The sequence below is a fragment of the Vagococcus sp. QWL-13 genome (genome assembly GCF_058683555.1).
This window is the reverse complement of sequence record NZ_CM178746.1, coordinates 2,476,660-2,493,981: the sequence shown is the minus strand read 5'-3', so window position 1 is coordinate 2,493,981 and position 17,322 is coordinate 2,476,660. Positions and strand designations below refer to the sequence as shown.

The 17,322-nt window shown below is 39.0% G+C and carries 15 protein-coding genes and 1 other RNA gene; 14 read left to right on the top strand and 2 right to left on the bottom strand.

The annotated features are described in order from the left end of the window. Positions 1 to 53 precede the first annotated feature (53 nt). The 6 genes from AC4PHI_RS11825 to AC4PHI_RS11800 are packed head-to-tail and all read left to right on the top strand — an operon-like array spanning position 54 to position 6,279. On the top strand, positions 54 to 1,178 hold the full coding sequence (locus AC4PHI_RS11825; protein WP_492200034.1) for a glycoside hydrolase family 88/105 protein: 1,125 nt from the start codon (positions 54 to 56) through the stop codon (positions 1,176 to 1,178). Between the two features lie 2 nt (positions 1,179 to 1,180). Beyond that, positions 1,181 to 2,509, top strand: a complete 1,329-nt coding sequence (locus AC4PHI_RS11820; RefSeq protein ID WP_492200033.1) for a glycoside hydrolase family 28 protein — start codon at positions 1,181 to 1,183, stop codon at positions 2,507 to 2,509. Then, positions 2,499 to 3,404 (top strand): alpha/beta hydrolase family protein, encoded by a 906-nt coding sequence (locus AC4PHI_RS11815; RefSeq protein ID WP_492200032.1) that lies wholly within the window; start codon positions 2,499 to 2,501, stop codon positions 3,402 to 3,404. The genes AC4PHI_RS11820 and AC4PHI_RS11815 overlap by 11 nt, the downstream gene beginning before the upstream one ends. Next, positions 3,391 to 4,296 (top strand): pectinesterase family protein, encoded by a 906-nt coding sequence (locus tag AC4PHI_RS11810; RefSeq protein WP_492200031.1) that lies wholly within the window; start codon positions 3,391 to 3,393, stop codon positions 4,294 to 4,296. The genes AC4PHI_RS11815 and AC4PHI_RS11810 overlap by 14 nt, the downstream gene beginning before the upstream one ends. A gap of 2 nt (positions 4,297 to 4,298) precedes the next feature. Further along, positions 4,299 to 4,721 (top strand): DUF4064 domain-containing protein, encoded by a 423-nt coding sequence (locus AC4PHI_RS11805; protein WP_492200030.1) that lies wholly within the window; start codon positions 4,299 to 4,301, stop codon positions 4,719 to 4,721. After that, positions 4,714 to 6,279 carry a glycoside hydrolase family 43 protein gene (locus AC4PHI_RS11800; protein WP_492200029.1) on the top strand — a complete coding sequence of 522 codons (1,566 nt, stop codon included), beginning with the start codon at positions 4,714 to 4,716 and terminating at the stop codon, positions 6,277 to 6,279. Before AC4PHI_RS11805 ends, AC4PHI_RS11800 begins: the two co-directional genes overlap by 8 nt. 318 nt (positions 6,280 to 6,597) lie before the next feature. Here AC4PHI_RS11800 and ssrA read toward each other — a convergent pair. Then, positions 6,598 to 6,965: a transfer-messenger RNA gene (gene ssrA, locus AC4PHI_RS11795) on the bottom strand. A gap of 66 nt (positions 6,966 to 7,031) precedes the next feature. Continuing rightward, positions 7,032 to 7,805 carry a Cof-type HAD-IIB family hydrolase gene (locus AC4PHI_RS11790; protein WP_492200028.1) on the bottom strand — a complete coding sequence of 258 codons (774 nt, stop codon included), beginning with the start codon at positions 7,803 to 7,805 and terminating at the stop codon, positions 7,032 to 7,034. 395 nt (positions 7,806 to 8,200) lie between these two features. On the opposite strand from AC4PHI_RS11790, the gene AC4PHI_RS11785 reads away from it, so the two are divergent. From AC4PHI_RS11785 to AC4PHI_RS11750, 8 genes are all read left to right on the top strand, one after another. After that, positions 8,201 to 9,046: a hypothetical protein gene (locus AC4PHI_RS11785; protein ID WP_492200027.1), complete on the top strand. Its 846-nt coding sequence runs from the start codon at positions 8,201 to 8,203 to the stop codon at positions 9,044 to 9,046. An 18-nt stretch (positions 9,047 to 9,064) separates the two neighbouring features. Beyond that, positions 9,065 to 10,096 (top strand): DUF5105 domain-containing protein, encoded by a 1,032-nt coding sequence (locus tag AC4PHI_RS11780; protein WP_492200026.1) that lies wholly within the window; start codon positions 9,065 to 9,067, stop codon positions 10,094 to 10,096. A gap of 225 nt (positions 10,097 to 10,321) precedes the next feature. Further along, on the top strand, positions 10,322 to 11,047 hold the full coding sequence (locus AC4PHI_RS11775; RefSeq protein ID WP_492201593.1) for a winged helix-turn-helix domain-containing protein: 726 nt from the start codon (positions 10,322 to 10,324) through the stop codon (positions 11,045 to 11,047). Next, positions 11,044 to 12,504, top strand: a complete 1,461-nt coding sequence (locus tag AC4PHI_RS11770; protein WP_492200025.1) for an ATP-binding protein — start codon at positions 11,044 to 11,046, stop codon at positions 12,502 to 12,504. Before AC4PHI_RS11775 ends, AC4PHI_RS11770 begins: the two co-directional genes overlap by 4 nt. A gap of 75 nt (positions 12,505 to 12,579) precedes the next feature. Next, positions 12,580 to 12,849, top strand: a complete 270-nt coding sequence (locus AC4PHI_RS11765; protein ID WP_492200024.1) for a UPF0223 family protein — start codon at positions 12,580 to 12,582, stop codon at positions 12,847 to 12,849. 13 nt (positions 12,850 to 12,862) lie between these two features. Further along, entirely contained in the window at positions 12,863 to 13,630 is a 768-nt protein-coding gene (locus AC4PHI_RS11760) for an inositol monophosphatase family protein (protein ID WP_492200023.1), read from the top strand. 102 nt (positions 13,631 to 13,732) lie between these two features. Further along, positions 13,733 to 15,583 carry a translational GTPase TypA gene (gene typA, locus AC4PHI_RS11755; RefSeq protein WP_492200022.1) on the top strand — a complete coding sequence of 617 codons (1,851 nt, stop codon included), beginning with the start codon at positions 13,733 to 13,735 and terminating at the stop codon, positions 15,581 to 15,583. A gap of 209 nt (positions 15,584 to 15,792) precedes the next feature. Further along, the gene (locus AC4PHI_RS11750; protein WP_492200021.1) at positions 15,793 to 17,268 is read left to right on the top strand and encodes an aldehyde dehydrogenase family protein; all 1,476 of its coding nucleotides are present in this window, start codon (positions 15,793 to 15,795) and stop codon (positions 17,266 to 17,268) included. The last annotated feature ends 54 nt before the right edge of the window (positions 17,269 to 17,322 follow it).

Genomic DNA, 17,322 nt, shown 5'->3' with positions numbered 1-17,322 from the left:
CTGGCTAATTGAAAATGATTAGTCAGGCTTTTAAAAACAAAAGGAGAGTTTATATGCTAAATCAACAGAATTGGTCAGAAAAAACAGCGTCTTCTATTATGGAACGAACGCCGATACTTTCCCAAGATAAAGGTTATAACGGTAAGTGGACTTACGATTATGGTGTTATCTTAAAAGGATTTCAACTTTTATGGGAAAAAACAAAAGAAGAAAAATATTTCAATTTTATTAAAAAAAACATGGATTGTTTTGTGCAGGATGATGGGGAAATCGACCGCTATAATTTAGAATCTTATAATATTGATAATATAAATACAGGGAAATTACTTTTTGTACTGTATCAAGAAACCGGAGAAGCAAAATATAAAAAAGCAGCGGATTTATTATATTCTCAGATAAAAAATCATCCGCGTACAACCGAAGGAGTTTTTTGGCATAAGAACATTTATCCACATCAAATTTGGTTGGATGGATTGTATATGGGTGCACCATTTTATGCGGAATATGCTCTAAACTTTGGGGAACCAGCAATGTATGATGATGTTGTCCATCAATTTGCTATTAGCTATAAGAGATTGTTTGATCCTGAAACAAATTTGTTGATCCATGCCTATGATGAAAAGAAAGTTCAGCCCTGGGCCGATCCTGAGACAGGACATTCACATAATTTTTGGAGCCGATCAATAGGGTGGTACTTGATGGCAGCCGTTGATACCTATGAACTCTTGAAAGATACGGAGACAGAATTAACAGTGCTGAGAGAAGTTATTAACGAAACATTGGAAGGTTTACTGAAATATCAGGACCCTGAAAGCGGAACGTGGTATCAAGTAACCAATCAACCAAACCGAAAAGGTAATTATTTAGAAGCGTCTGGCAGCAGCATGTTTGTTTATGCGATGGCTAAGGGCATTCGTTTAGGTGTTTTAGATAAAGAAAAATGGTTGAATCAAATGGAGAAGTCATATAAAGGATTGTTAGACGAATTTGTCTTGCTTACGGATTCAGGCTGGGTAAACTTGAACAAAACATGTCAAGTAGCAGGGCTTGGCGGAGCAGAAAAGAGAGATGGTTCTTATACCTATTATATAAGTGAGCCAATTATATGTAATGATCAAAAAGGATTAGGAGCCTTTTTACAAGCTTTAATTGAAGCGGAAGGAATATTAGAGGTGTAAAGATGGATTATTTAGTTACTGATTATGGAGTAAAGAGAAACAAAAATATTCAAACAAAAGAATTGCAAGAGGTGATCGATAAAGCCCACGAAAATGGTGGTGGCAGAGTTGTTATACCAGCAGGAGACTATTTGACTGGTGCCCTGTTTTTGAAAAGCAATGTTGAACTGCATCTTTTATCTGGTGCTATATTGAACTTTTCGGATGATCAAAAGGATTATCCAGTCGTTTCTTCGCGATGGGAAGGAGTGCATCGCAAAGTTTACGCGTCTTGCCTTTATGCAGAAAACGCAGAGAATATTGCTGTAACCGGCTTTGGTATTATAAATGGCCACGGAGCTAAATGGTGGCACATTTTCCGAAATGATAGCGAGAAATTAGCCTACCCACGTCCTAAGCTGATCAGCTTTCACGAGTGTCAAAGAATCACGATCCGTGATATTCGCTTGTTTGACTCACCTAGTTGGACGATTAATCCAATTCTCTGTGAAAATGTAACAGTCGATAACGTGGCGATACTGAATCCAGCAGATTCTCCGAACACGGATGGCATAAATCCGGAATCATGTAAAAATGTCCGGATCAGCAACTGTCATATCGATGTGGGAGATGACTGCATTGCAATAAAAGCCGGAACAGAAGGGACACCAGAACGAGTGTCTTGCGAAAATATAGCCATCACTAATTGCACAATGGTTCATGGACATGGTGGAGTTGTTATTGGTAGTGAAATGAGTGGCAGTGTTCGTAACGTAGTGATTTCTAACTGTGTTTTCCAGGATACGGATCGCGGTATTCGTTTGAAGTCACGGCGAGGTCGTGGAGGTATCGTAGAAGATATTCGTGTTAGTAATATTGTGATGGATAATGTCATGTGTCCATTCATCATTAATTTATATTATTTCTGTGGTCCTCGAGGGAAAGAACCTTACGTTTGGGATAAGACACCTTATCCAATTGATGACCGCACACCTAGTTTTCGACGGATCCATTTTATGAATGTTACCGCTCGGAATGTTCATGCATCCGCTGGTTTTATTTATGGTTTAGCGGAACTTTATGCAAGCGACATTTCCTTTAGTCAAGTGGATATTTCTATGGCTCAAGACGCTATTCCAGGTAAGCCTGCGATGATGACGGGTATAGAAGACATGAGTCAGCGGGGATTTTTTATCGGTTTTTCTAAGGATATTGTGTTTGATCATGTTTCGATCGAAAATCACAAAGGTGCCGCTTTTTCACTAGAACATACAGAGTCCATAGAATTTTCTGAGTGCCGTTCTTATAATACAGAAAAAAAAGAAGAGCTGATCAATTACAATGAGAAGTAAATTATTTTCTCTTTTAGGAGAACGTTCTTGTCCAGGTGTATTAGAAGGAACAATAATTTCAACAGAGCAGATTGATAATTTTCGACTTGAACGATACATGCTGACGATTAACGGGATAGAAACAGTGCCTGCCATTTGTTGTCTCCCACTTCAAAAATCAAAAAAACCGTATCCCGTTGTTTTATATCAACACTCCCACGGAGGAGATTTTGAAGTTGGGAAGAGTGAATTAGTTGATGGTGCAGCTTATCTTTTTAATAAAAGTTTTGCCAAAGAGCTGACTGAGAGAGGTTTCGCTGTTTGGGCAATCGATGCTTGGGGATTCGAGGAACGGGCGGGAGTTCAGGAAAGCGAGCTTTTCAAAGAATTTTTGCTGACAGGAAGAACGCTGTGGGGCATGCGGTTGTATGATTGTATCGGTCTAATAGACTATTTGGAGAGTCGTAATGACATGGATCTATCCTCTTTGGTCACGATCGGTATGTCTATGGGCGGTTTAATTAGTTGGTGGTTAGCAGCACTAGACGAGCGTATCAAAGTATGTGTTGATTTGTGTGCGCAAGTTAATTTAGAGACATTAATGGAAGCAAGAAGATTGGATCATCACGGCTACTATTATTATGTCCCTTCATTACTAAAACACTTTAGCACCAAAGAGATTCAAGAATTAATTATTCCACGTGCACGCATGAGTCTGAGTGGCAGACGCGATACGATGAGTCTAAATTCAGGAGTCTTAATGTTGAACGGATTTTTACGCGAGCAATATAAGTTAGCTGGCGCTGCAACCAGTTTTTCCGGTTTAAGCTTGACCGGCGGACATTTTGAAACAGCCGAGATGCGTTATCACTGGCTTAATTTTTTAGAGGAGCATAGTCGTTGTGAAGAAAAGTGAGATTATTATTGGAAAAGAATGGTACTGTGACTTTGAAACGATTCAATCTGGATTAGAATATTTAGAGAAACTTCCAGAAGATATGCCTAAGAAGATATTTATTTTATCCGGAATTTATAATGAAAATGTTCACTGTTATTTGTCCAATGTAACAATCATCGGTCTTGGACAAGTCGAGATCATTGGAGATAAGTATGCCAAACAACGAGATGAACAGGGCAGGTTTTTGACAACTTTTAGGACCGCAACATTTTTTTTAGAAGGCAAACAGGTGCTCTTAAAAAATTTGGTTATTCGTAACAATGCTGGACCAGGGAAGTTAGTAGGACAAGCAGTGGCATTATTCAATCATGGTCATCAAATTGAAGTTAGAAATTGTACCTTGTCTGGTTATCAGGATACTCTTTGTGTGGGCCCTCTTCCTAAATATCAAAAAGATGGCAGCAAATTTTTGACACCTCAATTAAAGCAAAATTTTGAATACTGTGTACAAGCGTATCATGATTGTTTAATAGAAGGTAGCATAGATTTTATATTTGGAGGAGCTGAAGCCAGTTTTTTCAATTGTGAATTACGCAGTCGTCGTGATGGTTCAGGTGGAGGTTATATTACGGCAGCTTCGACACCTATGCAACAAGAAAAAGGTCTATATTTTTATGGTTGTTATTTAAGCGCTGAAAAAGATGTAAATGCGGTCTACTTAGGTCGACCGTGGCGTCCATATGCCAAGACTCATTTTGAAAAATGCTGGATGGGCAAACATATTACTGAAAGCGGCTGGAATGATTGGGAAAATAAAGAGAACAGGAAAACGGTAGTTTATTTAGAAACTGAAAATTACTATAAAAACATACCAAGAAGAGAGCAATGGATAAATTATAGAGGTGGATAAAAATGAAACATAAATGGGATATGATTTTTGGGATAACTGGTGGCGTCTTATCACTTATTTTCTTTGGTGGAATATCCGTCACGTTTTATCAATTGACTTTTCCAGAATTTGAAAAAAGCATTGGTGCTGATATGGCTAGAATAACAGGAAATTCAATGCGAGAAACATTTGAAATGATGCGCCAGTTAACTGGTTATTTCGGTATATCACTGTTTATATCACTTTTATTACTAACATTAGCACTCATTTTTTCCTTGAGAGACAAATTTTTGACCGCAGCTGCAATCCTTTATGCTTTGACCGGAGTTGTTTTGTTATTGGGGACACAACTGATTGCTTATCCTTTGGCATTTTTGTTTTTTGTTGCGAGTGGATACATGGTTTATCGAAATTATCTTAACAAAGAGGTGAAAATAGGTGTTTGAGACAAAGATTACTAATCCTATTTTGAGAGGATTTAATCCGGACCCTAATATATTAAGGGTTGGAGATGTATACTATATTATTGTGTCATCTTTTGAGTGGTTGCCTGGGGTAAGGGTTTATCAGTCCAAAAATCTTGTCAATTGGGAACATTGTACGGATATATTGACAGACCAAGTTGATTTGAGAGGGAACCCCTTAAATGGTAGTATTTGGGCACCGCAAATCAGTTATTTTAATGGAGAATTTTATTTACTATATACTGATGTAAAATCAACTCGCCGACCGTTCAAAGATTGTCATAATTATTTGATGAAGTCTGCGGATATTAGAGGGCCATGGTCAGACCCTATTTATTTGACGAGCTGCGGCTTCGATCCTTCACTTTTTCATGATGAAGATGGGCGTTCTTGGCTGCTAGCAGAAATATGGGATTACAGACTTCAAACAGGAAACAAATCAGCAGGTATTGTACTTCAAGAGTTTGATAAAGTGAATAATGAATTAATAGGAGAAGTGTATAAAATATTTGATGGGACCGAATTGGCTAAAACAGAGGCACCCCATATCTATAAGCATCAAGGCTGGTATTATTTAGTGACAGCTGAAGGGGGAACAGGTTCTGATCACTCTGTAACGATTTGCCGATCTCGTTCCATAACGGGCCCTTATGAATTGGATCCTGATTATCCGATGTTAACTGCTAGCGATAAGCCTGATTCTGTCCTTCAATGTTCAGGACATGGCAGCTTGGTACAAACAAAAGACAACGATTGGTTTATGGTATATCTTTGTACTCGGCCGATTGATGGAAAATATGCAGTTTTAGGTCGAGAAACAGCTATTCAAGAAGTTTTTTGGACATCAGATGGCTGGCTCAAATTAAAAGATGGTGGCAATGGACCTTCTCACGAAACAAGAATCATGACGAAAGAACCTATTAAACAACAAATAAGTACCAATTTTTATGATAACTTTAATAGAGGCTTACAAAAGGAATGGAATGCCTTACGTATTATGCCTACAGAAGATTGGTGTGATTTTAAAAGCCGACCGGGATTTTTGCGTATTCATTCGGGAGAGTCGATACAATCGCTCTTTGAACAGCATTTGTTGGCTATTCGTCAAAAAGATTTTTATTTTATAGCTGAAACCGCAGTGGAGTTTTCACCGGAAACATATAATCAAATGGCAGGATTAATGTTGTATCTGAATGATTTGAATTACTTATATATTTATGTGACTTATGATGAGAAACTTGGGAAGACTCTCAGGTTGATAAAGAGTGAGAATGGGGAATATTATTTGTATGAAGACATAATTCCTTTAGACAAAGAAAAAACTTGGTTAAGAGTCAAGGCATCTGGAATACAAGTACAATTTGAATACAAGGAAACAGAGATGGAATCATGGAAACAGGTACTGGATACACAAGATATCAGATATTTATCAGGCGGTTTTACGGGAAATTTTGTTGGGATTGCTGTTCATGATATGGATAAAAAGGATAATATATACGGTGATTTCGAATATTTTGATTACCAAGGGTTAGATCATTAATTTGGATGTTTGCAGGCAATAATCAGCGGGTCTACTTATTTCAAAAGAAGGAATAGTAGGAAATAGTATTATTCTGCAAATTCAAAGTATCGTGAGTTTGCTAAAATAACCATTAAATCTAAAGTTGAAAATTTTAACGATTAAGAATGCAAAAGAAGCTGACCCGTAAGTCTTCATTCAATAAAAAAGGAACGAAATCTTTTTATGATTTTGTTCCTTTTTACTGTTTTTGAGACTTATGGTTCAGTTTTTTTTAAGCCTCAAAAAAGAAAAAACTTACCAAAACACCGTCAATACAATGTTTTCAGCAAGTTTTTTTGATGGAGGCGAGGGGAATTGAACCCCTGTCCAAACATATCGCCACCTAAGTTTCTACGCTCATAGACATGCTATTGAAGATTCGCACAATAAACTGCCGCAAGTCAGGCGTTTTATTATGCTAGTCTGATGGTCTCTTTTACTGACTGCAGACGGAAGTCAAGTAACGTAACCCACTGAGTTTGAGACCCTGACCCGAGCACATGGGTGATGCCGGAAGGATCTTCGCTAACTGTTTTTAGGCAGCTAAAGCGAAATTGTTGTTATTATTGTTTGCAGTTATATTTAACTGTAACGTTTTAATGTAGACGTAACCTACAGAACGCAACTCAAGCTCAAACTATGCCTGTCGAATCCAGAACGCCCCCTAATTTCTATCCTTGATTATTATATCACAAAAAGAGTAAAAATAAAAAATCGGGGCTTTGAATTTATCAGATCAAATCATAATGCTTTAAAGCTTGAACGATGCCGCCTTCGGTATTTTTTGCGGTAATGTATGTGGCCATTTCTTTCAGTTGGTCAATGCCATTCCCCATGGCGATTTTATAATCGCATGCTTGTAACAGTTCTATGTCATTGGGGCCGTCACCAAAACCAAACGTAGGAATATTTTTTCCGCCCAGATAGTCAAGGATTTCTTTAACAGCACTGCCTTTCGACTTATTTTTAGTGACTGTATCGATGGAATAGGGCCCGTTGCGGTAAAAAGTCAGCTCAGGAAAGGCTTCGTGATAGAGTGCATCGTGTTCATCGCCGATCACTAAAAGCATATTATAGCTGGTTTGTAAAATATCCTCTGAATTGACCGGTGGGACTGGCTGATGAATGTATTGATAACATTTTTCCACCATCTTGGTTTGAGCAGAGATTTTTATTCCTTGGTGGGTATAAAAGCCAAGCTCCTGTCCTAATTCTTGTGTTTGCAAGAAAAGTTTGTGGGTGGTTTCCACAGGTATTTTATCATTGACCACCTCATGATTTTCCACCATTGCATATTGTCCGTTCATAGTGATGCTGGAAGAAATAATCGTTTTGTCTAGAAAAGCTTGGATTTCTGTATTTGTGCGTCCAGTAGCAATCACAGGGATGACCCCGTTTTTTTTCATTTGTGATAAAGCAGTGACGATTTCAGGTGTTATTTGAGAGCGATTGTCCAATAAGGTCCCGTCAAGATCAAAAAAAGCTAAAGCTTTAACTGTGTTCATTCAAATTCTCCTCTTGAGATAAAATAGTCATTGACTATCATACCAGATAATATTTCTACAAACTAGTGTTTCACATATATAGGTAACTTTGGCCAATCTTCTATATGTTTAGTGCAATTGTTTTAAGCTGTGGAACAAAGGATCCTTTGACAAATAATTTTTGTCGGCTTTGATAATTTGTTTTTTTGTCATCATAGTTATTTTACAAGAAATGATAAAAAGTTGATGAGTTGAATCGTGGCAGCTAGAAGAATTTAGCGAATATTTGAGAGCTAAGTAAAAAAACACTTGAATAGGGAAGGAAAGCCAACAAAATGCCTATGATATGTTGACTTTACAAAACGAAACTAGTAATCTGATAATCTGAGGGATTTCTTGCAAAAAAGGAGGCAAATATGAATTTTATCAAAATGTTAGGGATTTTGGTTGTTTGTTGTTCATTAACGGGCTGTTATTCTAGTAGAAAAGATGCTGAAAAGAAAACATCAGAGTCAGTGTCCCAAAAAGTCGAAAAGAAAACATCATCTTCAACATCCGAAAAGGAAAAAGATTTAGAAAAAGAAGCACTTGCAGCTGCAGAAAAAGTTTTGAACGCTGTCATAAAAAGAGATACCTATAGCTTCAAGTCTGTTGGCAAGAAAAAATATGATTATTTTGTGGAAGACGTTATTGATACATTCGTTACTGAAAAGGTGACGGAATATGAACCGGAAGAAGACTGGATGCTTGTTCATAATTCCAGAACCAAACTGCTGCCGGCAGATGTACTGGAAAATTTTAAGTTGACACAAATTTATAATATTATCCCGGAAATAAAAGACTTTAAAATCGAAGGGGTAAAAATCAAAGGGAAAGAAGCAATCGTTTCATTTACTTCCAAAGGGATTGCCAATAAAGATATCGTGACTACATTGACCTTGATTCGTGAAACGGTTGGACTGGAAGAATTGTTAGAGGGTAAAACTCACGACAGCGAGGTACAGAAATTCAGTCAATATATTAATTATTATTTGTATTGGCTAGCTTTTGAACGGGACAGTTTGGCTATACCTGTAACTAAGGGAGAAGAAATTTTTCAATTAAAGTTAACACTCAATGATGCTGGCTTTGTGATTAATGACAAACAGTTCAGTGATTTGATTACGGGATTTTTTGTAGAAAAAGCTGTTGAAGAACATACTGGCGATGAAGAAAAAGAAATAGATATAGACGATTTGAAAGATGTGAATGATACAGTTTAATTATAAAGGAGGAAAAAAATGAAAAAAAGACTGGCGCTTATAAGTTTGATAGGGTTATTGACGTTGGTGGGTTGTGGTAGCGGAAACAGTGATGGAAAAGGGAAAAGCAAGGGCAAAACCGGAGAAGTATCGGTTGAGGATGCCTATTTCTTTAAGCCGGCAGAATCGGATGAAAATCATGACTATTTAATGGTGGATTTAAAGGTAACCAATAAATTGTCAGAAAGCTTGTATCTTTATTCGGGACAATTCAGTTTGACTGAGAAAGGCGACGATGCAGTGATTGAACCCTTTAATCTAGATTACAGCAGCGATGTGAAAATCATTGAAGGGGAACTATCTGCCGACAAATCAAAGACTGGTCTAGTTCCGTTTGAAATTGAAAAAGATAAGAAATACACATTAAGTGTGTCTTTAAATGGAGTTGAGAAGGATGAAGTGCTTGAAGTTGACTTAGATCCTAGCAATTATGAAAAAACTAAAAAAGAGATGGAAAAAGCTGAAGATGCAGCAAAAATATTTATTGAATCTGCATTTTATCAAAAAGAAAACGAAGACTATGAGGAATTGATCGGAACGGATCAACAGGAAGTTACTGATATCATAAAAAGGGAATTTAACAATAACATCAAAGATTTTATATTTTACAACTATCGTCCGAGTAATGAAGAGTTGGATGAAGCTTACGCTGAATATGTTAAACAGCAAGCCGAGCGTGGCGAATTAACTGTGTCATTAGAGACATATTACGGAGACGTGGCCATGGTCAAAATTGATTTCAAAGGAATCAACAGTGATGTGGTTTCGTCTGATTTTTATGAGATTAAAAAAGAATATAATGCTAACAATGATTATGATCCCACCAAAGCAGAAGAGTATGCGTTTAATAAGTTCGATGAAGTCTATGCACAAGCAGACATTGGTGAACCTAGAGACGATCAATTTCTAGTGATGAAGAAAAAAGACGGCAAATGGTTGTTTGATTTCAAGAGTAACGATAGTTATGAAAATCAACGATTTATTAAAATATTTAACGGATACGTAAACTAGATAGAAGATGATCACAAGACCTGTCAATCGGAAAGAAGTCTTTTCTGATTGGCAGATTTTTTTCTTTTTGAGAGTGGATTGACAGGGATATTTTCAATAAGAATGAGTACGGAGCTACTTTCCAACTCTTTCATGAAAATAGTGTGAAGATTTAGAGTTTACTAAAATCTTATAGTATAATTGGAGTGTATAAGGACAATAAGCAGAATAAAGGTTGTGAGCATGTTGAAAATATTAATGATTGAAGACAATGAATCAGTTTCAGAAATGATGCAGATGTTTTTTTTAAATGAAAATTGGGATCCGACGTTTAAATATGACGGCAAAGAAGGATTGGATGCTTTTCTGGCAGAGCCTGAAGCTTGGGATATGATCACCTTGGATTTGAATCTGCCGACCATGGACGGCGTGACGGTCTGCCGGGAGATACGCAAAGTATCCAGTGTCGTGCCGATCATCATGCTGACTGCTAGAGACTCTGAAAGCGATCAAGTCATCGGATTAGAGCTGGGCGCAGATGATTATGTGACCAAACCATTTAGTCCGCTGACTCTGATTGCCAGAATGAAAGCTCTGCACCGTCGTGCCGAACTTGTAGGAGAAGAGGGGCAAGGCAGCTCGGATGAGACGTCCTCATTTGATGTTGAGACCAAACACTTCAAAATGAACACCAAAACACGCGAAGCTTACATTGATGAGCGGTTGATTGAGGGATTGACACCAAAAGAATTTGATTTGCTTTACACACTGGCAAAAAAACCCCGTCAAGTCTTTTCCCGGGAAAAATTACTGGAATTAGTCTGGGATTATCAATATTTCGGTGATGAACGGACCGTGGATGCTCATATCAAAAAGCTGCGTCAGAAAATTGAAAAAGTTGGTCCCCAAGTGATTCAAACAGTTTGGGGAATCGGCTATAAATTTGATGACTCGGGAGTAGAAATCAAATGAAATACTTATTTCAGCAGATGATTGCTTTTTGGGCAATCATTTTGACTATCATGGTCGTTGTGGGCTTGTCGTTTAGCTCTTTAACCAAACAGACCATACTCAACAATCATTATGACCAGATGCTTTCGTACGCGGAGAGTATCGTGAAAACTAGTGATTTGTCCCCTGACAAGCTGCTTGCCAATATTTACACATTGGAAAATTTTTTGACAGATCAAGGGGTCACGATTATGGTTTTTCAGCCGGACAAGAAACTGGTCTACCCGCCAGACAGTGCCGGCTACAAGATTTCAGAAGATTTCCTCTCGAAAGGAGACTGGAAAAAACTAAAAAGCGGTAAAAGTTTGTCCGGAACCAAGTCACAAACGTTTAATAATAAAGAGCAGGAGTATGCGGTTATTTTTTACCCGTTGATTACAAGTCTGGCAGAGTACCCAACGTATAAAGAATTTATCGGAGTGCTTGCCGTTTCCCAGCCGGTCAGTGTGGTGAAGGAAAATACCGATGCCATCACGGAAAACTTATTTAGAGGGTTTTTGATTTCCAGCTTGGTTGCCTTAGTGTTCAGCTATGTCTTGGCACAATTTCAAGTCAACCGAATCAATCGGATGAAAAAAGCTACCAAGGAAATCTCCCATGGGAACTTCGATGTGACCATCGAAACAAAAGGCAACGATGAGCTTGATGAATTGGCTGAAGATTTTAATAAAATGGCTGAAGCATTAAAACAATACGAAGAAGAAATCCAGAGACAAGAGGAACGCCGTCGTCAATTCATGGCAGATGCTGCCCATGAGATGCGCACACCTTTAACTACGATCAACGGCTTGCTGGAAGGCATCGCCTACAAGGCAATACCGGAGGATCAGGAAGAAAAATCCATTGAGCTGATGCGAAAAGAAACCAACCGGTTGATTCGCCTAGTGAATGAGAATTTGGATTACGAAAAAATATTGAACAATCAAATCAGCATGGTCATTCAAAGGTTCAACGCAACGGAAGCAGCTCGTGGACTTGTGACGCAATTAACTCAAAAAGCTGAAGAAGCGGGGAACACGTTAAAATTGGTCAGTGCGGAAGATGTTTTCGTTTATGCCGATTATGACCGTTTTATTCAAATTTTATTTAACATCACTCAAAATGCTATTCAGTTTACCAAAGACGGTTTGATTACGTTGACATTGGAAAAAGGATACAAAGAAACCATTGTGACGATTGAGGACACCGGGATGGGCATGTCAGAGGAAGAGCTGAACAATATTTGGGAACGATATTATAAAGTAGATGCTTCCAGAAAAAATACAGCCTTCGGAGAATCTGGTTTGGGTCTTTCTATTGTCCAGCAGTTGGTAAAACTTCATCATGGAGAAATACAAGTTGAAAGTGAAAAAGAAATCGGCACGAAGTTTATTATTCATTTTCCTGATAGAGAACCAAAAATAAACGGGAAAAATTAAACAGATTATTCGGTCTATGTTCTGCGATTCTTCTGAGTTGCAGGTGTTTGATAAAGGGAATGAAAGGAGCAGAAAATGGAGAAATATTATTATCCGCTTAATGACCAGTGGTCTCATGAAGAGCTGGTGACAGTCATGAATCTTTGGACGAAAGTGGAAGAAGCGTATGAAGATGGAGTGGATGTGGAGCTGGTGAAAGCGGCTTATCATAAATTTAAAGAAGTTGTACCTAGCATTGGCGAAGAAAAAATATTGGGACGGGAGTTTGAAAAGGTCTCAGGTTATTCCTTATATCGTGTCATCCAAGCAGCCAAACAGAAGGACACTGGGAAAATCAAAATGTGAAGGAGGGCTTAAGATGACATTGGAGATGGTAGAAAATGTTAAAGGATGGATTTATGAAGCAAGTGCACTGATCAAGGAAAGGTTAAGATCTCCCCTTATTGTGGAACAAAAAACCAGTGCAGCAGATGTGGTGACAAATGTGGATAAGGAAGTGGAAGCTTTTTTTGTCCAAAAGATTCAGCAGTTTTATCCTGATGAAAAAATTTTAGGCGAAGAAGGCATCAGTGAACCAGTAAAGGATTTTTCCGGACGGGTTTGGGTGATTGATCCCATTGACGGCACATTGAATTTTGTTAAACAACAAGATCATTTTTGTATCATGCTGGCGGTTTATGAAAATGGAATCGGTCGTCTGGGATTCATTTATGAAGTCATGCGGGACGAGCTGCTGTGGGGTGGTCATTCTATCGGTGTTCATATCAACGACCGAAAAATCACTACAGTCAAAAAACAATCTTTGTCGGATGGGATTATCAATGTGAACACGAATATGTTTGTGGCCAACAGTTTTGGTACAAAAGATATTGCGGCACAAGCCTTAGCAGTAAGGATGACCGGATGTGCGGGGATTGCCTTCAAGGAAGTGATTCTTGGCAAAGAAAATGGTTATCTGTCTTTCCTGCAGCCGTGGGATTACGCTCCGGGGAAAATTTTGGCGGAAACTCTCGGACTCAAGGTGGAAAGTCTGGACGGCAAAGCCTTGGATTTGAGAGCTCAATCACCTGTATTAGTTGCCGGTTTACAAACATATAAAGATATTAAAAATCTTGTCACACCTTGATTTTCTGAAAGTTTTTGGTTGTATTGTTGCTGTGTTTATTGTTATAATGGTTAGTCGGTTAATTTTTGTAGATAGTTTATGAGGTTAGTTAGGAGAAATAAAGTGAAGACAAGAAATGATATTAGAAATGTGGCAATCATTGCCCACGTTGACCACGGAAAAACATCGTTGGTAAATGAACTGTTACGCCAGTCCCACACGCTGGATGAACGTATAGAAATACAAGATCGGGTCATGGATTCAGATGCTATCGAACGAGAGCGGGGCATTACGATTTTAGCAAAAAATACGGCGATTCGCTATCATGATACTAGAATCAATATTATGGACACGCCTGGGCACTCGGATTTTGGCGGAGAAGTTGAACGTATTATGAAAATGGTCGACGGGGTGCTTCTTGTGGTCGATGCTTATGAAGGCACTATGCCTCAAACCCGGTTTGTGCTGAAAAAAGCATTAGAACAAAGATTGACACCAATCGTGGTTGTTAATAAAATAGACAAACCTTCTGCACGTCCAGCAGAAGTAGTAGACGAAGTGCTGGAGTTGTTTATTGAGCTGGGGGCCGATGATGATCAGTTGGAATTTCCGGTGATTTATACCTCTGCTGTTAACGGGACTTCTAGTTTGTCAGACGATCCTGCCGATCAAAAAGAGACAATGGATCCGATTTATGATCAGATTATTGCCCATATTCCGGCACCGGTTGATAATAGTGATGAACCGTTGCAGTTTCAAGTATCTTTGTTGGACTACAATGAATACGTGGGGCGAATCGGTATCGGTCGAGTTTTTCGCGGCACAATCAGAGTAGGAGATCAGGTATCCTTGTTGAAGCTTGACGGTACTGCTAAAAACTTCCGCGTGACTAAAATATTTGGTTTCTTAGGTTTGGAAAAAGTGGAAATCAAAGAAGCCAAAGCAGGAGATTTGATTGCTGTTTCCGGTATGGAAGACATTTTTGTGGGAGAAACCATTACCCCTGTCGATCATCAGGAAGGTTTGCCAACTCTTTTTATTGATGAACCTACACTGCAAATGACATTCTTGGTGAATAATTCTCCATTCGCCGGTCGGGAAGGTAAATTTGTTACTTCGAGAAAAATTGAAGAACGTTTGATGAGCCAGTTGCAGACAGACGTCTCTCTGCGAGTTGAAAATACTGACTCTCCTGATGCTTGGATTGTGTCAGGCCGTGGGGAGTTGCATCTGTCCATCTTAATCGAAAACATGCGTCGTGAAGGCTATGAACTGCAAGTCTCCCGTCCTAAAGTTATCGAAAAAGAAGTGGAAGGGGTCAAGTGCGAACCGTTTGAAAGAGTACAAATTGATACTCCGGAAGAATATATGGGGAGCATCATTGAATCTTTAGGACAACGTAAAGGTGAGATGCTCGATATGATCAATTCCGGGAACGGTCAAGTCCGCTTGATTTTCCTTGTTCCAGCAAGAGGATTGATTGGCTACACAACTGAATTTATGTCGATGACTCGCGGGTATGGTATTATCAATCACACATTTGATCAGTACCTGCCTAAGATACAGACAGCTCTAGGTGGACGGCGCAACGGTGCGTTAGTTTCTGTTGATAACGGCAAAGCGACCACCTATAGTATCATGAGTGTAGAAGAACGGGGAACTGTTTTTGTCGAACCCGGCACAGAAGTTTATGCTGGGATGATTGTTGGCGAAAATAGTCGTGAGAACGATTTGACCGTCAATATTACAAAAGCAAAACAAATGACTAATGTCCGTTCTGCAACTAAGGATCAGACGGCGGTCATCAAGAAACCGAAAATTTTGACCTTAGAAGAGTCATTGCAATTCTTAAATGATGACGAGTATTGTGAAGTGACACCTGAGAGTATCCGTCTCCGTAAGCAATTGCTGGACAAAGGCGAGCGAGAACGTGTGGCTAAAAGGAAGAAATGGGCAGAAGCAGAACAAGAATAGATTTGAATGACCGATCAGGGAATCCTGGTCGGTTTTTCGTGTTTGTAAAGTTTTTAAAAATAAAAAGAATGGTTCTTCCCAAACTCAAGTAAAGACTTCGTTTGCTAAAAAAAAATATTCTTCACAAAAAAAAAATCAGATTTCCCTTGACTTTATTTGTAAACGCTTTTATAGTTGGTTGTAACAGATAAGAAAGGGATGTTTAATTTATGAAGACTAAATTAAAGAAACAGTATGGATTATTTGTTAATGGGGGATTTTTAGAAGATAGTCAGGCTGCATTCATTGAAGCTGTGAATCCGGCTAACGGGGAAAAATTAGCTGAATTCACAGATGCTACTGAGGAAGATGTCGATAATGCGGTGAAAGTGGCACAAGAGGCTTTCAAAACTTGGAAGAAAAGCAGTATTTTGGAACGTTCCACTTTATTGCTGAAAATTGCTGATATTATTGACGAAAATCTTGAACATCTGGCAATGGTGGAAACTCTGGACAACGGGAAACCAATCAGAGAAACGATGGCAGTGGATATCCCGCTTGCAGCCGATCATTTCAGATATTTTGCAGGCGTCATCCGCAGCGAAGAAGGATCTGCACAGACTTTTGATGAGAACACGTTAAGTATTGTTTTGAGAGAACCAATCGGAGTAGTTGGGCAAATCATTCCATGGAATTTTCCGTTTCTAATGGCCGCATGGAAAATTGCTCCAGCTTTGGCGACAGGGAATACGATCATCCTCAACCCTTCATCTACTACCTCACTAAGTGTGCTTGAGTTAGCTCGTTTGCTGAAAGATATACTGCCGAAGGGTGTGCTGAATGTGGTGACCGGTCGCGGACGCACAACAGGAAGTTATATTTTGGCCCATGAGAATATTCAAAAACTGGCTTTCACTGGTTCTACTGAAGTCGGCTACACAGTCGCTAAAGCTGCAGCAGAACGTCTGATTCCGGCAACACTGGAACTAGGCGGAAAGTCTGCAAATATTTTCTTTGATGATATGCCTTATGAAAAAGCACTTGAAGGGGCACAGATGGGGATTTTATTTAATCAGGGACAAGTGTGTTGTGCGGGTTCAAGAATTTTCGTACAGGAAGGCATTTATGATAAATTTGTTGGGGATTTGAAAGAAGCTTTTGAGAAAATCAAAGTAGGGTTGCCTTGGGAAAAAGAGACTCAAATGGGCAGTCAAATCAATCAAGGGCAGCTTGATAAAATCCTTGAATATGTGGAGATCGGTAAAAAAGAAGGGGCATCCGTTCTGACCGGAGGGAAAAAAGCTGGCGGTGAAGACTTGGCTCAAGGCTGCTTCATGGAGCCGACTTTATTGACACAAACCAATAATGATATGTGTGTCAGCCGTGAAGAAATATTCGGTCCGGTGGCGGTGGTCATCAAATTTAAAGACATTGATGAGGTCATCGCTTTAGCCAATGATTCCGAATTCGGTCTAGGCGGAGGGGTTTGGACCAATGATATAAACAAAGCGTTGAAAGTCAGCCGTGAGATGGAAACAGGACGCATCTGGGTCAATACTTATAATCAAATCCCGGCAGGCGCTCCATTTGGCGGCGTGAAAAAATCAGGTATCGGACGGGAGACATACAAATCGATGATTGACGCGTACTCTCAGATGAAAAATATCTATATTGATACAGGAGAGCAAGGTATCGGATTATACTAATCTGTACTGATGCTAAACCTTTTAAGAGCTTGTTAGGGGAGACAAGCTCTTTTT